Raw genomic sequence first — 17,922 nt, 5'->3', positions numbered from 1 at the left:
CTAGCCGCTATTCCTCAGCCCCGCCGAAATCCCGTTGATCGTAATCTGAATCCCGCGCAGCACCTGCTCGTCCGGATTCTGCGCGCGATACTCCTTCAACAGCTCGACCTGCACGTGATTGAGCGGATCCATGTAAGGGAAGCGGTTGCGGATGCCGCGCTCCAGCAGCGGGTTGCCCTGCAGCAGCCGGTCATGCCCCATGATGTCGAGCAGCGTCTCGATCGACAGGTGCCATTCGCGGCGGATCTGGCCGAAAATCTTCTCGCGCAACGCGACGTCAGGCACCAGTTCAGCATAGCGCGAGGCGATCGCGATCGAGCTCTTCGCCAGCACCATATCCATGTTGGAGAGCAGCGTGCGGAAGAACGGCCATTCCCGATAGAGTTCCTGCAGGAACGCCATGCCCTGCTCCGGATGCTCTGATATCCAGCTCTCGACCGCGCTGCCGAAACCATACCATCCCGGCAGCATCAGCCGGCATTGCGCCCAGGAGAACACCCACGGAATGGCGCGCAGGTCCTCGATCTCGCGGGTCTTCTTGCGCGAGGCCGGGCGGCTGCCGATGTTCAGCGTCGCGATCTCGTTGATGACGGTCGAGCCCCAGAAATAATCGGCGAAGCCTTCGGTCTCATAGACGAGGCCGCGATAGGCCTTGAAGGCGAGCGCGGAAATCTCCTCCATCGCCTTGAGATATTCGGGGCGCGGCGCGCTCTGCCGCGGCTGCAGCAGGCTGGTTTCCAGCGTTGCAGCCGCGAGGATCTCCAGATTGCTGCGGCCGACCTCGGCATTGGAATATTTCGACGAGATGATCTCGCCCTGCTCCGTGATGCGGATCTGGCCGTTCACGGCGCCGCCGGGCTGCGCGATGATCGCGTCATAGCTCGGGCCGCCGCCGCGGCCGACCGAACCGCCGCGGCCATGGAACAGGCGCAGCCGCACGCCGTGGCGCTCGAACACCTCGACGAGGCCGATCTCTGCCTTGTAGAGTTCCCAACCCGAGGTGACGAAGCCGCCATCCTTGTTGCTGTCGGAATAGCCGAGCATCACCTCCTGCACGCCGCCGAGACTGTCGACCAGCTTGCGATAGTCGTGCAGCACCAGCATGCGATCCATGATGCCGCTGGAGGCCTGCAGATCCTCGATGGTTTCGAACAGCGGCACGATGTTGACGGCGCTGCGGCCGGACGGATTGACGAGCCCGACCTCTTTCAGCAGCACCGCGACCTCGAGCATGTCGGACATGCCCTGGCACATCGAGATGATGCATTGGGAGATCACCTCCGGCCCGAACCTGGCGTGCGCCTCGGCCGCGGCTCGGAACACGGCGAGCTCGCTCTGGGTCTCCTCGGAATATTTCACGAAGGGCGAGGCCAGCGGCCGTGCATTGCGCAGCTCGCCGAGCAGCAGGCTGACGCGGGCGTCCTCGCCGAGCGCCAGATAGGACATCCCCGGATTGGCGGTGTCGAACAGTTCGGCGATGGTGCGCTCGTGCACCGCCGAGTTCTGGCGGATGTCGAGCCGCGCCAGATGGAAGCCGAAGCAATCCACCGCCCGCCGCAACAGCCGCAGCCGGCCGCGCGCGATCACGCTGGAATTGTTCGCGATCAGCGAGCGGTTGAGCACGTCGAGATCGGCCTGGAACTCCTTCACGGTCGCATACGGCTCGGCCTTGCCGACCGGCGGCCGCGTGGTCTCGACCTCGAGCCGAGAGGCTGTCGCCGCAAGCCTCGCATAGATGCCCGAAACGGCCAGACGATACGGCTCGCCGCTGCGATGCGGCGAGGTGTCGGGCGAACGCTCGGCGAGGCTCCGCAACTCGTCCGAGACGTCGGCGAGATGCGCCGCCAGCGACAATTCGGCGCCAAGCGCATGCAGCTCCTCGAGGTAGAAGTTGAGCGCCTGGCTCGACTGCAGGCGCAGCGTGCCGCGCATCACCTCCGCGGTGACGAAGGGATTGCCGTCGCGATCGCCGCCGATCCAGCTTCCCATCCTGAGGAAGGATGCGAGTTCGCCGGCCTCGCCGCCCTCCTTGTTCAGGCGGTCCTCCAGCGCGCAATGCAGCCGCGGCACCTCCTGCAGGAAGGTGTAGTCGTAGAACGACAGGCCGTTGGCGACCTCGTCGAGGACGGTCAATTTGGTCCGGCGCAGCAGATTGGTCTGCCACAGCGTCACCACGGCGCGGCGAAGCTGCTCGTCGCTGGCCTCGCTCTCGTCCGGCGTCATCTGCAACCGCTCGCGGCGGTCGAGCAGATCGGCGATCTCCATCTCGCGGTCCATCGTGCTCTTGCGGCGGACCTCGGTCGGATGCGCGGTCAATACCGGGCTGACCAGTGCACTCTTGAAGAAGCTGCGCAGATCGGCCGGGCTGATGCCGGCCTGACGGGCATGCACCAGCGTCTGTTCCAGCGTGCTCGGCCGCGGTGCCCCGCTCGGCCCGCGGCTGCGCATCTGGCGGATGTTGTTCTGGTCCTCGGCGATGTTGGCGAGGTGGGAGAAATAGCTGAAGGCGCGGACGATCTGCAGCGTCTCGGCAATCGACATGCCGTCGAGGATGCCCTCCAGCTCCCGCCGCGCCAGCTTGTCCTCGTCGCGATGGAAGCGAACCGAGGTCTGGCGGATGCGCTCGACCAGGTCGAACACATCTGCCCCTTCCTGGTCGCGCACGGTGTCGCCGAGGACGCGCCCCAGGAGGCGGATATCGTTCCGGAGCCGCGCATCCTCCTCCTGCGCGGTCGCTTCCAGAAGGCTGGCCTCTGCGGCACGCTTTGCGCGGATTTCCGCCTCGGACGGCATGGTCTGGGGAGGCATTACCTGGGGAGACATGGCTTGGCTACTCCAGAGGCTGCCCGGCTCCTCCCGAGTGTGCGCTTTTTTTGCCGCAGCGCAAGATGAACTTGGTGGCGGTGCACACATCCACCAACGTCGCCCCGGCGCAGGCCGGGACGACGTCGAGTTTTGCGGCCTAGATTCTCCGCCCCGCCCGCTCCCAATAGGGATCGCGCAGCCGGCGCTTGAAGATCTTTCCGGAATCCTCGCGCGGCAGGTTGGTCTGGATCTCGATGTGCTTGGGCACCTTGTAATCGGCGAGCGCGGTCTTGAGCTGGGCGCGGACCGAGGCGATGTCGAGCGTTACGCCTGGCTGCGGTTCGACCACCGCCATCAGCGCCTCGCCGAACTCGGCATCGGGAATGCCGAACACCGCGCAGTCGTGCACGCCGGGGACGGCATGCAGCACCGCCTCGATTTCGGCCGGATAGATGTTGACGCCACCCGAGATCACCATGTCGCGCTTGCGATCGCAGATGAAGACGTAGCCGTCGGCATCGATATAGCCGACATCGCCCGAGGTGATGAATCCCTGCCGGTCGATCTCGGCGCGCTTCTCCGACTTGTTGTGATAGGTGAAATCGGGATTGCCCTTGATCCGCGAATAGATCTCGCCGATCTGGCCCTGCGGCACCTCCTTGCCGTCGTCGCCGATGAAGCGCAGCTCGGCGCCGGGCGAGATCTTTCCGACCGTGCCGGGCTTCTTCAGCGCGTCCTCGGAATTGGCGAAGGTGACCGCGCCTGACTCGGTCGAGCCGTAGAATTCATAGATCACCGGCCCCCACCATTCGATCATGGCGCGCTTGACGTCGGGCGGACACGGCGCGGCGGCATGGATGATGTGGCGCAGCGACGACATGTCGTACTTCCGGCGCACCTCCTCGGGCAGCTTCATCAGGCGGATGAACATCGTCGGCACCATGAAGATGGTGTCGATCCGCTCGCGCGCGATCAGCTGCAGAAACTCCTCCGCATCGAAGCGCGGCATCAGCACCAGCGCGCCGCCGAGCTTGCCCGAGCGCAAGCCGAAGGAATTCGGCGCGGAATGGTAGAGCGGTCCCGGCAGGATCGCGCGTGCACCGGGCTTCAGGCCGTAGATCATCGCGCGCATTGCTTCCGCATTGGCGGTTTGCTCCGGCGTCGGCGCGAAGCGGCGCACGCCCTTCGGATGGCCCGTCGTGCCCGAGGTGTAGATCATGTTCTGCGGCTGCGGCACCACCGGGCCGTCATAGCGCGGGAATTGCGCGAGCCAGGCTTCGAAATCGATCGCGAAATCCGGTGTCGCCAGATGGTCGGGATTGATCTTGTAGTTGGCGAGGATTTCCGGCGGCGTCGGCACGCTGAGCACGATGACGCCGGGCGGGATCGCGCCGCGCAGCGGATGCAGCATGTCGGCATGACCGATCAGGACGCGCGTGCCGGAATCCGTCAGCACGTAGTTGATCTCCTCCGGCTTGAAGTGCCAGTTGATCGGCACGCCATAGGCGCCGAGCCGCATCGCGGCATAGGCAGCCTCGATGAAGGCGATGTCGTTGCGCATCAGCATGCAGACGCTGTCGCCCGGCTTGACGCCGAGCTTGTTGAGGCCGCTGGCAATACGGTCGGCGCGCTCGGCGACCGCAGCGTGATCGCGCCGGCGACCGCCGCTGACGATGCCGAGGAAGGGCTGGGACGTTTCCATTGTCGTTGTCCGATCTTTCGTCGGGTTAAATGTCATTCCGGGGCGCGCAGAGCGCGAACCCGGAATCTCGAGATTCTCCGGTCCGCAATTGCGCACCATAGTTCGATGCTGCGCATCGCGCCGGAATGACTGCGGTCGTTACCCCGCATCCGCAAACCTTGGCGCGCGCTTCTCCAGATTGGCGCGCACAGATTCGGTCTGGTTCGGGCTGCCGAGCAATTTCTGCTGCTCGACCGATTCCGCGAGCAGTGCGGCCGCCGGGTCGACGGACAGATTGTTCAGCATGCGCTTGGCGGCACGGATCGCATCCGGGCTCTTGCCGGCGATCTCGCGCGCGACCTCGAGCGCCGCGGCGCGCGGGTCGTCGCAGACGCGGGTGGCAAGACCGTAACTTTGGGCCTCCTGCGCCGAGAAGATACGGCCGGTATAGGTGAGCTCGCGCAGGATGTCGTCGCGCACGAGGCTCGCGAGGATCGGCGTGCCCGCCATGTCGGGCACCAGGCCCCACTTGATCTCCATGATCGACATTCGCGCATCCTGCGAGAGGAAGCGCATGTCGGCGCCGAGCGCGAGCTGGAAGCCGCCGCCGAACGCGACACCGTGAACCGCTGCGATCACGGGCACCGGAAGCTGGCGCCAGCCCCAGACCGCCTGCTGCGGGAAATTGGCCTTGCCGTGGGTGCGGATGGTGAGATCGCGCTTCTCGCCGCCCGGCACTCCGTTACCGCCGTCCTTCATGGCGGCGAACCGGCCCATGTCGAGCCCGGCGCAGAATGCCCGGCCCTCGCCGGACAGCACCACCACCCGAACGGCTTTTTCCCTGGAAAGTCGGTCGGTTGCGGCCACCAATGCCTCGAACATCGCAGCGTCGAGCGCGTTCATCTTGTCCGCCCGCACCAGGCGGACATCGGCGATACCGTCCGAAATCGATATCGAAACGCGATCTTCCATTGAAATCTCCTCCGCTGTTCCTTGTTGGCGCTTTACAGAAAGGCCGTTGTCCGCTTTTAGTCAATCGACCAATTAACTGACAACCCCCGTGGAGGAAACGATGTTCTCTGATCAGCTTCTTGCCGGGCGGCGCATACTGGTAACCGGTGGTGGCACCGGTCTCGGCAAGTCCATGGCCTCACGGTTCCTGCAGCTCGGAGCGGAGGTGCATATCTGCGGCCGCCGCAAGAGCGTCTGCGATGAAACCGCCACCGAGCTGATGGCCGAGCATGGCGGGCGCGTGGTCAGCCACGGCGTCGATATCCGCAACGCCATGGCCGTCGACGAGATGATCGAGGCGATCTGGACCACCAGCGGCCCGCTCACCGATCTCATCAACAACGCCGCCGGCAATTTCATCTCGCGCTCGGAAGAATTGTCGCCGCGCGGCTTCGATGCGGTCGCCAACATCGTGATGCACGGCACCTTCTACGTGACGCACGCAGTGGGCCGGCGCTGGATCGCCGGCGGCCATCGCGGCAACGTGGTGTCAATCACCGTGACCTGGGTGCGCAACGGCTCGCCCTACGTGGTGCCATCGGCGATGAGCAAGTCGGCGATCCACGCCATGACCATGTCGCTTGCGATCGAATGGGGCCGTCACGGCATCCGCCTCAACACCATCGCGCCCGGCGAGATTCCGACGGAAGGCATGAGCAAGCGCATCAAGCCAGGCGACGAGGCCGGTGCACGGACCAAGGCGATGAACCCGATGGGCCGCGTCGGCACCATGGAGGAGTTGCAGAACCTCGCGGTGTTCCTGATCTCCGGCGGCTGCGACTGGATCAACGGCGAGACCATCGCCATGGACGGCGCGCAGGCCCTCGCGATGGGTGGCAATTTCTACCAGCTCCGCGACTGGAGCGACGACGACTGGACCAAGGCGCGCGAGTCGATCAAGGCGCAGAACGAGAAGGATCGCGCGGCGCGGGGCTGAAGCAACGGCTCGCGCAACAAACGCCACTGTCGTCCCTGCGAAAGCAGGGACCCATAACCACCGCTCAAAGCTACCGAGCACGCTGGGGCCACAGCGCGCTCGACAACTCGATCCCGTGGTTATGGGTCCCGGGTCGCGCTTCGCTTGCCCGGGACGACGGTGTGGATGGATCGTGCACAACCCTCCGTATTGTTTTTCCCGCGCGATGCCGCCACACTCGGCGCAACCAAAACAAGACGTCACGGGGGAAACATGTCCGACGCGCCGAAACTGACCAACCTTGCCGACATGGTGCGCGAGCGCGCCAAGAGCCGCGGCGCTGCGCTGGCCTATGAATTCGAGGGACGGCAAACCAGCTTCGCCGGGTTCGACATCAAGACCAACCGCGTCGCCAACGCGCTGATCGCGATGGGCGTCAAGAAGGGCGAGCGCATCGCCTATCTCGGTAAGAACAGCGACTTCTATTTCGAGCTGTTGATGGGCGCGATGAAGGCCGGTGTGGTGATGGCGCCGGTGAACTGGCGCCTCGCGGGCCCCGAGGTCGCCTTCATCGTCGAGGACTGCAAGGCCCCCGTCCTGTTCGTCGGCCCCGAATTCATCACGCAGGCGCGCAACATCCGCGACAAGCTGCCGAGCGTCCGGGCCATCATCACGACCGAGGGCGGCGCGCCGGAATGGCCCGACTTCGTCGCGTGGCGCGATGCGCAGGGCCGCGACGACCCGCGCGTTGCGATCGAGCCGAAGGACATCGCGATCCAGCTCTACACCTCGGGCACGACGGGCAAGCCGAAGGGCGCGATGCTGTCGCACGCCAATTTCCTCAATCTGGTGCAGAGCGGCAACGAGGCCGAGAAGCCGGAGTGGAACCGCTGGACCACCGACGACGTCTCGCTGGTCGCGATGCCGATCTTCCATATCGGGGGCTCCGGCTGGGGCGTGATGGGGCTCTATCACGGCGCCCGCGGCGTGATCGCGCGCGAGTTCGACCCGACCAAGGTGCTCGACTTCTTCGAGCAGTCCGGCATCACAAAGCTGTTCATGGTGCCGGCCGCGATGCAGTTCGTGGTGCGGCAGCCGCGCGCGCGGCAGGTCGACTTCTCCCGCCTGAAATACATGCTCTATGGCGCCTCCCCGATTCCGGCGGCGCTGCTGAAGGAATGCATCGAGGTCTTCAAATGCGGCTTCGTGCAGATGTACGGCATGACCGAGACCACCGGCACCATCGTCGCGCTGCCGCCGGAGGACCATATCGAAGGGCTCGACCGCGTGCGCTCGGCCGGCAAGGCGTTGCCCGGCATCGAGCTTGCGATCCTCGATCCTGACGGCAAGCCGCTGCCGCCGGGCGAAGTCGGCGAGATCGCCACCCGCTCCGGCTCCAACATGGCCGGCTACTGGAATCTGCCCGAGGCCACCGCGCGCACCATCGATAGCGACGGCTGGCTGCGCACCGGCGATGCCGGCTACATGGACAAGGACGGCTACCTCTACATCCACGACCGCATCAAGGACATGATCATCTCCGGCGGCGAAAACATCTATCCAGCCGAGGTCGAGAGTGCGCTGTGCGACCACCCCGACGTGGCGGAGGCCGCTGTGATCGGCATTCCCGACGACAAATGGGGCGAGGCGGTGAAGGCCGTGGTGGTGATGAAGCCGGGAAAAGCCGCGACCGCGGCCGACATCATCAACTTCACGCGCGAGCGGATCGCCGGCTACAAGACGCCGAAATCGGTCGACTTCATCCCGACGCTGCCGCGCAACCCGTCGGGCAAGATCCTGCGGCGGAGCCTGCGCGAACCGTACTGGGCGGGCAAGGACCGGCAGGTGAATTAGCCTCCTCTGTCGTCCCGGCCTTCGCCGCGACGACAATGGAGAGAGTCATCACGTCTTCTTCATCTTCTCCCGCATCGTGCGCCACCGCTCCTGCGCCTCTTTCGGCCAGACCTCTTTCCGATCGTAATACTCGGCGAATACTTTTGCGCCCGGCGGGAACGTCACCCAGGGCTGCTTCGAGGAGGTGAAGATGTGCGCATCCGGCGGGCACTGGCCCGGATCGTCCAGTGTGCCGACGCGGACAAAGCGCACCGCCGGTCCCGCGCCCGGATAATTGCTCCACACCGCGACCTTGCAGATGGGGCAGCGCGCGATCTTCTGCCCCTTTCCGCTCGCCGACGGCGTGTCGACGATCTCGGGCTCGGCCGCGATGTGCTCGACCCGCTCGGCCTCGTACATCGCGTTGAGCGCGTGCACCGTGCCGGTCTCGCGCTGGCACCAGGTGCAGTGGCAGGCGTGCACGATCAGCGGCCTGCCGGTCAGGCGGTAGCGGACGTTTCTGCAGGTGCATCCACCTTCGATGCTCATGCCGCCTCCTCTGCGTTAGTGCTTGCCGGCTCCCATGTAGCCGAACAGGAAGCCCGCTACCTTGCGCTTCTGGATTTCCTCGCTGCCTTCCGTGATGCGATAGCGACGGTGATGGCGGTAGATGTGCTCGAACGGCTTGTGGCGCGAATAGCCCATGCCGCCATGCACCTGCATCGCGCGGTCGGCGGCTTCGCAACACAGACGGTTTGCCCAGAAATTGCACATCGAGACCCGGTCGGACAGCGTGTGCTCGACCTGTGCCTGGGTCAGTTGATCCATCTCCCAGGCGGTCTTGCGGATCAACAGCCGCAGCATCTCGGCCTGGGTCGCAAGCTCGACCAGCGGCCACTGGATCGCCTGGTTCTCGGCCAGCGCTTTGCCGAACGGCTTGCGCTCGCGGGCATATTTCACGCTCTCGTTGATGCAGTAGACCGCAGCGCCGAGCGAGCTCGCCGCCTGGCGGATGCGGTTCTCGTGCACGAAGCATTGCGCCAGCGACAGCCCGCGGCCGACCTCGCCGAACTGCGCATCCTCAGGCACGAACACATCGGTGAAGCTGACCCGCGGATGGTCGGTCGGCATGTTGAAGGTCCACATATACTCCTCGACCTTCACGCCTGCCGATTTCGCCGGCACCAGGAAGCAGGTGATGCCGCGCGCGTCGCCGTCATTGCCCGAGGTGCGGGCAAACAGCGCGCAATGGGTGGCGACATGCATGCCTGTCGTCCACATCTTTTCGCCGTTGATGATCCAGCCCTTGACGTTGTCACGCGTGGCCTGAACCGCTTTGGTTTCCATATGGGTGGCGTCCGAGCCGTGCTCGGGCTCGGTCAGACCGAACGTGATGCGGTACTTGCCGGTGATCGAGCCGTCGATCATCGCCTTCTGCTCGTCGGTTCCGTAGCGGTCGAGCATGGTCACGATCGGCAGATTGCCGACGATCGAGTGCTCGTTCTGCAGGTCGTTGTGCAAACCGAGACCCTTTGATGCAAAATGTTCGCGGATCACGGCCATCCACAGGTTGGAGCCGTCCTTGCCGCCATAGCGCTTCGGGATCGCGAAGCGCAGATGGCCGGCGGCGTCGGCCAGGTTCTTGGCCTTGCGCAGCAGCAGCTCCCATTCATGGCGCGGCAGGCCGCCCTTGTCGAAATCGGTGCGTGCCCATTCACGGCGATGGTCGAAGAAGCGGATGTTGTCGTCAGCCTCTTCCAGCGGCTTGATCTCGCGTTCGATGAAGCGATCGAGCTCGGCGAGATAGGCTGTCAGGTCAGCCGGCAGATTGAAATCCAAGGCGGTCTCTCCCGGAAATATTGTTGATTCTGATTTTGCGTCTAGACGCTGTCGCGTATCCGCGTTCGGGTCGATTAAGGTGAGAAGCCTGTCGCCAAGTCAAGCAGGCGAGCGAGGCTTGCACGCGCGGTCGCCTTGCGTAATTGGATGGCACGGAACGACGCGCAGGCGCTAGGATATCAGCAATATTCTTCGCCGCAGAAAATCGACGGGAGCATACATGGATCTGAAATTCTCCAAGGTGACGCGCAAGGGTCCCATCACCATCGTGACGCTGTCGCGGCCCGAGGTTTACAACGCGCTGCATATCGACGCGCATTTCGAGCTCAACAAGGTGTTCGACGACTTCTCCGCCGATCCCGAGCAGTGGGTCGCGATCGTCACCGGCGCCGGCGACAAGGCGTTCTGCGCCGGCAACGACCTGAAATGGCAGGCCGCCGGCGGCAAGCGCGGCTGGGACAAGGCCGGCTTCGCCGGCCTCACCACCCGCTTCGACTGCGACAAGCCGATCATCGCCGCCGTCAACGGCGTCGCGATGGGCGGCGGGTTCGAGATCGCATTGGCCTGCGACCTGATCATCGCTTCCGAGAATGCGACCTTCGCCCTGCCCGAGCCGCGCGTCGGCCTCGCGGCGCTGGCCGGCGGCCTGCACCGGCTGCCGCGCCAGATCGGGCTAAAGCGCGCCATGGGCATGATCCTGACCGCGCGCCATGTCAGCGCCAAGGAAGGCCTCGAACTCGGCTTCGTCAACGAGGTGGTGCCGCAGGGCGAGGCGCTGGCAGCCGCCGAGCGCTGGGCCGAGACCATCACCAAGAACTCGCCGATGTCGATCCGCGCCTCCAAGCAGGCGATCCAGAAGGGCCTCGAAGTCTCGCTGGAGCAGGCACTGGCCGAGCAGCGCGACTATCCGGCGGTGAAGGCAATGGCTGCCTCGCAGGACTACATCGAGGGCCCGAAGGCGTTTTCGGAGAAGCGGCCGCCGAAGTGGCTCGGGCGGTAATCGCTCTGTCCACGCGTCGTCCCGGCGAAGGCCGGGACCCATACTCGGCGGCCAGTGTTGTGAACGGGATCGTCGTTCCGGCCGTGCGCAACACCCGATATTTGTGGTAATGGGTCCCGGCCTGCGCCGGGACGACGTCGGATGTATCGCGGCCTGTTGAGCGCCGCGATACCCATCAGCGTCATTCGCGTGTCGTGATGGGTTTCGCTTCGCTCTACCAATCCTACTTGGTCGCCAGCTCCCGCTTGTAGGACGCGTAGTTCGGCTGGTCGACGGCGAGCTTGTCCAGCGTGGTCTGCCAGAGATGCTCCGAAAGCCCGGGCGTTTTCAGATCGACCTCGCCACCCGCGATCTTCTCCGACAGCACGCGGTTCAGCTCCATCAGCGTCCCGTCGGTGCCCAACAATTGCCTCAGCCGCGCAGCTTCGGTCGCATCACCGGCCTCGGCGAGCGCGAGCTGCCGCGTCACCAGGTCGAGCGCGTTGATGCCGACGCGCAGCTTGAAGCCGTTGTGCCCCTTGATCGCGGGCGCGATCTCGCTGCGCAGGAAATCGGCGACGGCCTTGATCAGTTCGGTGGGTGTCGGTTCGTCCTGCATCTCAACGACCTCTCGGTGCGAGTAGCCTAAGCAGATCGATCTCGGTTTCCGACGCGCGCCGCCCGATCATCGCGCGCTCCATCGAGTGATCCGGGCCGCTTCGGAAGCGCTGCATCATGCCGCAGCACATCACGCCCCAGCGCAGCGTGCCCATCACTTCCCAGAACATCACGCGCTCGGGGTCGGCCTTGCGGCCCGCTTCCTCATAGCCTGCGAACAAATCTTCGCGTGTGCCGAAACCGCCGACCGGCTTATCGATCTCGCCGAAGCGCCACGAGTTGACGCAGACCCACCCCAGGTCCTCCATCGGGTCGCCGGTATGCGCGAGCTCCCAGTCGAGCACCGCGCGCACCCCGTCGGGGCCGATGATCAGATTGCCGTGGCGGAAATCGCCATGCACCAGCGTCGTCTCGGACGACGGACCGGGATCGTGATCGCGCAGCCAGCGCAGCGCCAGTTCGAACACCGGGCGCGGCCAGTTGAAGCTGTGATACTCGCGGGCGAGATCCTCGATCTCCCGGGTTGCGGTCAGGCTGCGCAGCTTCGGCAGTTTGGCCTGCGGCAGGCCATGGATGCCGGCGATGACGCGGCCGAGCTGGCGGGCGAGGATCGGCCGTGCACCGGCAAATTCCTCGTCGCGCAAAATTTTCCGCGCGATGGTCTCGCCCTCGACCCGCGCCATGATGAAGCCGCGGCCAAGGCCGTCCTCCGGCCTCAAGACATGCATCACCTTCGGCGATGGCAGGCCCGCGTCATGCGCGAGCTGCATCAGCGTCGCCTCGGCATCGAGGCCGGCGGCGCGGCCCGGCGCGGCACCGTAGCCCGGCGGCGCGCGGCGCAGGATCGCGCCGATAGTGCCGTTCGGGTGCACGATATCGAACGTCCAGGTCTCCTGGCTGGCGCCGCCGGAGAGCTTTGCGGCACCGGTGACGCCGGTTGCGCCCGGATGAAACGAGGCGACGCAGCGGGTGAGTTCGGTCTCGATCATTTGCCCTTGAACTTCGCCGGCCGCTTCTCGAGGAATGCGGTGACACCTTCCTTGAAATCCTCGGCGCTACCGGCAAGGCGCTGCGACTCGAATTCCAGATTGAGCTGATCCTCGAGGGTATTTTCCGGGCTGTCCCAATAGAGCTTTCGGATCAGCGACAACGCCACCGTCGGGCCGTTGGCGAGATCGTGCGCGAGCTTCATGGTTTCTTCCATCAGCGCGGCGTCGTCATAGACGCGGTTGACGAGACCCCACTCCAGCGCCTTCTCGGCCGGCAGCCGCTCGCCGAGCAGTGACAGCTCGACCGAGCGCGCCTTGCCGATCAGCCGCGGCAACAGCCAGGTTGAGCCGCAATCCGGCACCAGGCCGATGCGGCGGAACGCCTGCAGGAAATAGGACGAGCGCGCGCACAGGATGAGGTCGCCCATCAGGGCGAAGCTCATGCCGGCGCCGGCGGCCGGCCCGTTCACCGCCGTCACGATCGGACAGTGCAGCTTACGCAATCGGCGCAGGAACGGATGGAACGCGGTCTCTAGCGCCGCGCCGGCATTGCTCTTGCCGGGCTTCTGCTGGTTGCGGCCCTGCAAATTGGCACCGGTGCAGAAGGCGCGACCTGCGCCCGTGATCACCAGGCAGCGCACCTCGTCGCGCTTGTCGTCGATCGCATCGAGCGCCTCGGCAAGCCCGCCCAGCATGTCGATCGAGACCGCGTTCATGACTTCCTGGTGGTCGAGCCTGAGGATCGCGACCGATCCATCGAAGTCGAGCGTGACGTGTTTGAACTGCATGGTTTCCTCTTCACGTTGTTTCGCCGGTTTGGTACCGCGGTAGGTCGATCCTTCGACCCATATTTGATTTTTGTGCCGGGCTTGTCCATGGTCGGCGGCAAGCCCATCCGTGAACGCGTGATTAGCGCGCACCAAACCAAATGGAAACCCCAATGAGTGGCATCTTCGATCTCACCGGCCGCGTCGCTGTCATCACCGGCGGCAATGGCGGCATCGGCCTCGGCATCGCGCAGGCGCTGAACGCCGCTGGTTGCAACGTCTCGATCTGGGGCCGCAACGCGGAAAAAAACGCCAACGCCGCGGCCTCGATGAAGGCCGGCCCCGGCAAGGTCGCGACGCAATTCTGCGACGTCAGCGATTCCGGCTCGGTCAAGACCGCGATGAAGGCAACGCTGGACACCTTCGGCCGCGTCGATGGCTGCTTCGCCAACGCCGGCATCGGCGGCGGCGGACGTAGAGCCTTCATCGACCGCACCGAGGAGGAATGGCGCAAGATGTTCGCGACCAATCTCGACGGCGTGTTTCACGTATTCCAGGCTGCGGCACGCCACATGACCGACCGCGCCGAGGCCGGTGACAAGTTCGGCCGGCTGGTCGCGACCTCGAGCCTCGCCTCGCTGTTCGGCACCGCGCGCAACGAGCACTATGCCGGCACCAAAGCGGCGCTGAACGCGCTGTGCCGCGCGCTCGGCGTCGAGCTCGCGCGCCACGGCGTCACCGCGAACGCGATCCTGCCCGGCTGGATCAAGAGCGACATGACCGCCGGCATCATGGCCAACGACAAGTTCGTCGCCAATGTGATGCCGCGCATCCCCCTGCGCCGCTTCGGCGAGCCGAGCGATTTCGGCGGCATCGCCGTCTACATCATGAGCAAGGCGTCGTCCTATCATACGGCGGATTGCTTTGTGATCGACGGCGGGTACACGGCGTTCTAGCCCAGCCCTTCCCGCATCAACGGTGTCGTCCCGGCGAAGGCCGGGACCCATACGCCGCGGCGGGTGTTGTGAACGGGATTCGTCGTACCGGCATCGCACCACAAATGACATCGGTGGTTATGGGTCCCGGCCTTCGCCGGGACGACATCGAGTTTTTTGCGCCAGTTCTGAATCATACATCCGTATCCTCGCGGCGCCGCTGAGTCCGAGTCTTGCGTTTACTTGCCCTCCTCTCACACAGGGCGCAGGAAAGCGCACCTGGGGGCGCGCATCTTGGCGCGAGCCCGGAACGACGAGTGGAGAGTGTAACCGCGCGACGCCGCGTCGCTTCCGTCCCGGCAGAACTGCTGCTAGCGTTTGAGCCGCAAGGGACGCAATGAGGCGGCTTTTAAACAGGCAGGGAGGATATTTCAGATGTTTTCACACGTGATGGTTGGCACCAACGATCTGGACAAGGCCAAGGCGTTCTATGATGCGCTGCTCGGCACGCTCGATGTCCGGCCGGCCCGGGTTGACGGTCACCGCATCATGTACCTCACCAAGGCCGGCATTTTCATGGTGTCCAAGCCGATCAACGGCGAACCGGCGACGCACGCCAACGGCGGCACGATCGGCTTTGCCTGCTCTTCGCCGGAGCAGGTCCATGCCTGGCACGCCGCCGGCATCGCCAATGGCGGCAAGCCTTGCGAGGACCCGCCGGGCGTACGGGAAGGGTCTGGCGTGAAGCTCTATCTCGCCTATCTGCGCGACCTCGACGGCAACAAGATCTGCGCGATGCACCGGATGAGCTGACCGGCGCCCGCCGGAATCTTTTCACGCTGTACGCGGCGGCGTTCAAACAACGTTTGAAACGCCGTCGCGAAATTCCACGATGCGGTAGAGGTGATCGGAAAATCGGTACTCGCGCTTCGCGTCGCACGCGTCTATTGTCCGCCGCGAAACGCGCCTTCGCGAGGGAGAAAAGAAAATGAAGCATGCCTATGTGCCGCGCACCACGAACTACACGCTCAATCCGGGCGACGAGCTCAATGACCTGCGCATGTCGGACAAGGTCCGCCCGCTCTATGACCATGTGAAGCAGTTCATCCGCGACACGGTCGACCCGATGTCGGTCGAGTTCTATCGCGCCGGCGAGAAGAAGACCAACCGCTGGAGCTTCACGGACGAGCAGCTCGCGATCCTGCAGAAGGCCAAGGACAAGGCCAAGGAAGTCGGCCTCTGGAACTTCTTCCTGCCCGACGCCGAAACCGGCGAAGGCCTCAACAACCTCGACTACGCCTATATCGCCGCCGAGCTCGGCAAGAGCCCGCTGGCCTCCGAGACGATGAACTGCTCGGCCCCCGACACCGGCAACATGGAGGTGCTGGAGCGCGTCGGCACCAAGGCGCAGAAGGAGAAGTGGCTGAAGCCGCTGCTCAACGGCGAGATCCGCTCGGCCTATGCGATGACCGAGCCGAACGTCGCCTCCTCCGACGCCAAGAACATCTCGACCACCGCGAAGCTCGTCGGCGACGAGTGGGTGATCAACGGCGAGAAGTATTACATTTCCGGCGCCGGCGATCCGCGTTGCAAGATCATGATCGTGATGGTGAAGACCAATCCCGACGCAGCGCCGAGCAAGCAGCAATCGCAGATCCTGGTACCGATCGACACCCCCGGCGTCGAGATCCTCGGGCCCATGCACGTGTTCGGCCATGACCATGCGCCGCGCGGCCACATGCATCTGCGCTTCAACAATTGCAAGGTGCCGAAGGAGAACATGCTGCTCGGCGAAGGCCGCGGCTTCGAGATCTCGCAGGTCCGCCTCGGACCGGGCCGCATCCATCACTGCATGCGCACCATCGGCAAGGCCGAGAAGGCGCTCGACATGATGGTGCAGCGTGGCCTCACCCGCGAAGCGTTCGGCAAGAAGATCGCCCATCTCGGCGGCAACATGCAGATCATCGCCCAGGCGCGTTGCGAGATCGAGGCGATGCGGCTGATGGTGCTGAAGGCGGCCAAGGCGATGGACGTGCTCGGCAACAAGGAAGCTCGCGTCTGGGTCTCGATGGTCAAGGCCATGGTGCCCGAGCGCGCCTGCAAGGTGATCGACCAGGCGATCCAGATGCATGGCGCCACCGGCATCTCGCAGTGGTCGCCGCTCGGCGAAATGTACCAGGACGTCCGCCATCTCCGCTTCGCCGACGGTCCGGACGAGGTGCACTGGATGGTGGTCGGCCGCCACGAGCTGAGCATGCCGTAGTCGCTTCTTCTCCTTCTCCCCGCTCTTGCGGGGAGAAGGTCGGGATGAGGGGCTCCCCTGCACGGGGCGGTGAATGCTGAACTCGCGGAGAACCCTTCACCCGAATCGCATCTAACGATGCGATCCGACCTCTCCCCGCAGGCGCGGCGAGGTAAGGGAAGAGCGCTCCAAGGAATAAACAAGCAAGTCTGCAAGGCGGGTTCGCGCGAGCGTGTCCCGCCTTTTACTTTGCTGTCCGGTCGCGGCGGGTTACGCTCCCCTAACCCGCCCTCCGTTTTCGGACATCCCATGGAATTCGCCCCAAGCGACCTCACCCAGCGCGAACGCTACAAGGTGCTGACCTCCTTCGTGCTGCCGCGGCCCATCGCCTGGGTGACGAGCACGAGCGCGGACGGCGTGGTCAATGCCGCACCGTTCTCGTTCTTCAACGTGTTCTGCGAGGATCCGCCGCTCTGCATGTTCGCGGTCAACCGCAGGCCCGACGGCCGCGAGAAGGACACCCTGGTCAACATCCAGCGTCTCGGCGAATTCGTGGTCAACCTGACCGACGAGCCGCTGGCGCGCGCGATGCATGAGACCTCGGGCGACTTCCCGCCCGAGGTCGGCGAGCCTGATTATCTCGGCCTCAAGCTCGCGCCATCGACCAAGATTGCGGTGCCGCGGCTCGCCGACACACCGTTCGCGATGGAATGCAAGACCTGGAAGCTGATCGACGTCAATGGCGACCGCCAGCTCATCATGGGCGAAGGCATCCATTTCCACATCCGCGACGAATTGTGGGACCGCGAGGCGATGCGCGTCCACATGGAGCGCTACCACCCGATCGGCCGCATGTTCGCCGACCGCTACTGCCGCACCGACGACCGCGTGGTGTTTCCCGCGGCCGAGGGCGCAAAGACGAAATGACGAGGACAAGACAATGAGCGAAACATTCCGCGACAACGAAGCGCAGAGCCGGTTCGAGCTCGCCGTCGACGGCTCAACCGCCTTCGTGGTCTACCGCAAGACGCCGGACACGATCACGCTGGTTCATACCGAAGTTCCGCCGGAGCTCGGCGGCCGCGGCATCGGCTCCAAGCTCGCACGCGCGACACTCGACGCCGTGCGTGCGCAGGGCATCAAGCTCGTCGTGAAATGCGAATTCATCCAGGGCTTCATGAAGAAGCATCCGGAGTATGACGATTTGCTGGGCTAAGGCGTAGGGCAGGTTAGCAAAGCGTGTCTTCTCGTCATGGCCGGGCTTGTCCCGGCCATCCACGTCTTCGGCCCCAGCGGGCAAGACGTGA

Annotated in this window: 16 protein-coding genes; 8 read left to right on the top strand and 8 right to left on the bottom strand. The window is 64.8% G+C overall.

The window, feature by feature from the left end; all coding sequences use genetic code 11:
• From ppc to AKL29_RS25435, 3 genes are all read right to left on the bottom strand, one after another.
• On the bottom strand, nucleotides 1-2,808 hold the full coding sequence (ppc, locus tag AKL29_RS25445) for a phosphoenolpyruvate carboxylase (RefSeq protein WP_050386055.1): 2,808 nt from the start codon (nucleotides 2,806-2,808) through the stop codon (nucleotides 1-3).
• Between the two features lie 154 nt (nucleotides 2,809-2,962).
• Nucleotides 2,963-4,507 carry an acyl-CoA synthetase gene (locus AKL29_RS25440; RefSeq protein WP_050386054.1) on the bottom strand — a complete coding sequence of 515 codons (1,545 nt, stop codon included), beginning with the start codon at nucleotides 4,505-4,507 and terminating at the stop codon, nucleotides 2,963-2,965.
• Nucleotides 4,508-4,645: 138 nt separating this feature from the next.
• Complete coding sequence (locus AKL29_RS25435) at nucleotides 4,646-5,458, bottom strand: crotonase/enoyl-CoA hydratase family protein (RefSeq protein ID WP_028338738.1); 813 nt, start codon at nucleotides 5,456-5,458, stop codon at nucleotides 4,646-4,648.
• Between the two features lie 100 nt (nucleotides 5,459-5,558).
• Here AKL29_RS25435 and AKL29_RS25430 point away from each other — a divergent pair, with 100 nt between their 5' ends.
• Nucleotides 5,559-6,434, top strand: a complete 876-nt coding sequence (locus AKL29_RS25430) for an SDR family oxidoreductase (protein ID WP_018270548.1) — start codon at nucleotides 5,559-5,561, stop codon at nucleotides 6,432-6,434.
• Nucleotides 6,435-6,686: 252 nt separating this feature from the next.
• Nucleotides 6,687-8,267, top strand: coding sequence for a fatty acid--CoA ligase (locus AKL29_RS25425; protein ID WP_050386053.1), 1,581 nt, complete (start codon nucleotides 6,687-6,689; stop codon nucleotides 8,265-8,267).
• 48 nt (nucleotides 8,268-8,315) lie between these two features.
• On the opposite strand, the gene AKL29_RS25420 is transcribed toward AKL29_RS25425, so the two are convergent.
• Entirely contained in the window at nucleotides 8,316-8,795 is a 480-nt protein-coding gene (locus tag AKL29_RS25420) for a GFA family protein (RefSeq protein WP_050386052.1), read from the bottom strand.
• Nucleotides 8,796-8,810: 15 nt separating this feature from the next.
• Nucleotides 8,811-10,085: an acyl-CoA dehydrogenase family protein gene (locus tag AKL29_RS25415; protein WP_050386051.1), complete on the bottom strand. Its 1,275-nt coding sequence runs from the start codon at nucleotides 10,083-10,085 to the stop codon at nucleotides 8,811-8,813.
• Nucleotides 10,086-10,305: 220 nt separating this feature from the next.
• On the opposite strand from AKL29_RS25415, the gene AKL29_RS25410 reads away from it, so the two are divergent.
• The gene (locus AKL29_RS25410; RefSeq protein WP_050386050.1) at nucleotides 10,306-11,085 is read left to right on the top strand and encodes an enoyl-CoA hydratase-related protein; all 780 of its coding nucleotides are present in this window, start codon (nucleotides 10,306-10,308) and stop codon (nucleotides 11,083-11,085) included.
• A gap of 223 nt (nucleotides 11,086-11,308) precedes the next feature.
• Here AKL29_RS25410 and AKL29_RS25405 read toward each other — a convergent pair whose 3' ends face one another.
• Genes AKL29_RS25405 through AKL29_RS25395 form a run of 3 tightly spaced genes read right to left on the bottom strand, consistent with a single transcriptional unit; the run spans nucleotide 11,309 to nucleotide 13,459 of the window.
• A complete protein-coding gene (locus AKL29_RS25405) occupies nucleotides 11,309-11,683 on the bottom strand; it encodes a DUF6285 domain-containing protein (protein WP_028331767.1) in 375 nt (124 codons plus the stop codon).
• Nucleotide 11,684: 1 nt separating this feature from the next.
• Nucleotides 11,685-12,671, bottom strand: a complete 987-nt coding sequence (locus AKL29_RS25400; RefSeq protein ID WP_050386049.1) for a phosphotransferase family protein — start codon at nucleotides 12,669-12,671, stop codon at nucleotides 11,685-11,687.
• A complete protein-coding gene (locus AKL29_RS25395; protein WP_018270541.1) occupies nucleotides 12,668-13,459 on the bottom strand; it encodes an enoyl-CoA hydratase/isomerase in 792 nt (263 codons plus the stop codon). The genes AKL29_RS25400 and AKL29_RS25395 overlap by 4 nt, the downstream gene beginning before the upstream one ends.
• Nucleotides 13,460-13,611: 152 nt before the next feature.
• On the opposite strand from AKL29_RS25395, the gene AKL29_RS25390 reads away from it, so the two are divergent.
• The 5 genes from AKL29_RS25390 (at nucleotide 13,612) to AKL29_RS25370 (ending at nucleotide 17,831) form a co-directional block, all read left to right on the top strand.
• The gene (locus tag AKL29_RS25390) at nucleotides 13,612-14,394 is read left to right on the top strand and encodes an SDR family NAD(P)-dependent oxidoreductase (protein WP_038377103.1); all 783 of its coding nucleotides are present in this window, start codon (nucleotides 13,612-13,614) and stop codon (nucleotides 14,392-14,394) included.
• Nucleotides 14,395-14,808: 414 nt separating this feature from the next.
• Entirely contained in the window at nucleotides 14,809-15,186 is a 378-nt protein-coding gene (locus AKL29_RS25385) for a VOC family protein (protein ID WP_028331771.1), read from the top strand.
• A 175-nt stretch (nucleotides 15,187-15,361) separates the two neighbouring features.
• Nucleotides 15,362-16,636 carry an acyl-CoA dehydrogenase family protein gene (locus AKL29_RS25380; RefSeq protein ID WP_018270539.1) on the top strand — a complete coding sequence of 425 codons (1,275 nt, stop codon included), beginning with the start codon at nucleotides 15,362-15,364 and terminating at the stop codon, nucleotides 16,634-16,636.
• Between the two features lie 288 nt (nucleotides 16,637-16,924).
• Entirely contained in the window at nucleotides 16,925-17,542 is a 618-nt protein-coding gene (locus AKL29_RS25375; RefSeq protein ID WP_050386048.1) for a flavin reductase family protein, read from the top strand.
• 13 nt (nucleotides 17,543-17,555) lie between these two features.
• Nucleotides 17,556-17,831 carry a GNAT family N-acetyltransferase gene (locus AKL29_RS25370; protein ID WP_050386047.1) on the top strand — a complete coding sequence of 92 codons (276 nt, stop codon included), beginning with the start codon at nucleotides 17,556-17,558 and terminating at the stop codon, nucleotides 17,829-17,831.
• The last annotated feature ends 91 nt before the right edge of the window (nucleotides 17,832-17,922 follow it).

The sequence above is a fragment of the Bradyrhizobium pachyrhizi genome, from assembly GCF_001189245.1.
In the GTDB taxonomy this organism is placed as follows: Bacteria; Pseudomonadota; Alphaproteobacteria; order Rhizobiales; family Xanthobacteraceae; genus Bradyrhizobium; species Bradyrhizobium pachyrhizi.
Note: the sequence above shows the minus strand (reverse complement) of the source record. Positions and strands in the feature narration are given on the sequence as shown.

Excerpts from the sequence above, each read along its gene's own strand:
- AKL29_RS25370 (WP_050386047.1), top strand. The coding sequence starts at position 17,556 with ATGAGCGAAACATTCCGCGACAACGAAGCGCAGAGCCGGTTCGAGCTC.
- AKL29_RS25400 (WP_050386049.1), bottom strand. The coding sequence starts at position 12,671 with ATGATCGAGACCGAACTCACCCGCTGCGTCGCCTCGTTTCATCCGGGC.
- AKL29_RS25390 (WP_038377103.1), top strand. The coding sequence starts at position 13,612 with ATGAGTGGCATCTTCGATCTCACCGGCCGCGTCGCTGTCATCACCGGC.
- AKL29_RS25435 (WP_028338738.1), bottom strand. The coding sequence starts at position 5,458 with ATGGAAGATCGCGTTTCGATATCGATTTCGGACGGTATCGCCGATGTC.
- AKL29_RS25405 (WP_028331767.1), bottom strand. The coding sequence starts at position 11,683 with ATGCAGGACGAACCGACACCCACCGAACTGATCAAGGCCGTCGCCGAT.
- AKL29_RS25425 (WP_050386053.1), top strand. The coding sequence starts at position 6,687 with ATGTCCGACGCGCCGAAACTGACCAACCTTGCCGACATGGTGCGCGAG.
- AKL29_RS25440 (WP_050386054.1), bottom strand. The coding sequence starts at position 4,507 with ATGGAAACGTCCCAGCCCTTCCTCGGCATCGTCAGCGGCGGTCGCCGG.
- AKL29_RS25395 (WP_018270541.1), bottom strand. The coding sequence starts at position 13,459 with ATGCAGTTCAAACACGTCACGCTCGACTTCGATGGATCGGTCGCGATC.
- AKL29_RS25380 (WP_018270539.1), top strand. The coding sequence starts at position 15,362 with ATGAAGCATGCCTATGTGCCGCGCACCACGAACTACACGCTCAATCCG.
- AKL29_RS25375 (WP_050386048.1), top strand. The coding sequence starts at position 16,925 with ATGGAATTCGCCCCAAGCGACCTCACCCAGCGCGAACGCTACAAGGTG.
- AKL29_RS25420 (WP_050386052.1), bottom strand. The coding sequence starts at position 8,795 with ATGAGCATCGAAGGTGGATGCACCTGCAGAAACGTCCGCTACCGCCTG.
- AKL29_RS25430 (WP_018270548.1), top strand. The coding sequence starts at position 5,559 with ATGTTCTCTGATCAGCTTCTTGCCGGGCGGCGCATACTGGTAACCGGT.
- ppc (WP_050386055.1), bottom strand. The coding sequence starts at position 2,808 with ATGCCTCCCCAGACCATGCCGTCCGAGGCGGAAATCCGCGCAAAGCGT.
- AKL29_RS25385 (WP_028331771.1), top strand. The coding sequence starts at position 14,809 with ATGTTTTCACACGTGATGGTTGGCACCAACGATCTGGACAAGGCCAAG.
- AKL29_RS25410 (WP_050386050.1), top strand. The coding sequence starts at position 10,306 with ATGGATCTGAAATTCTCCAAGGTGACGCGCAAGGGTCCCATCACCATC.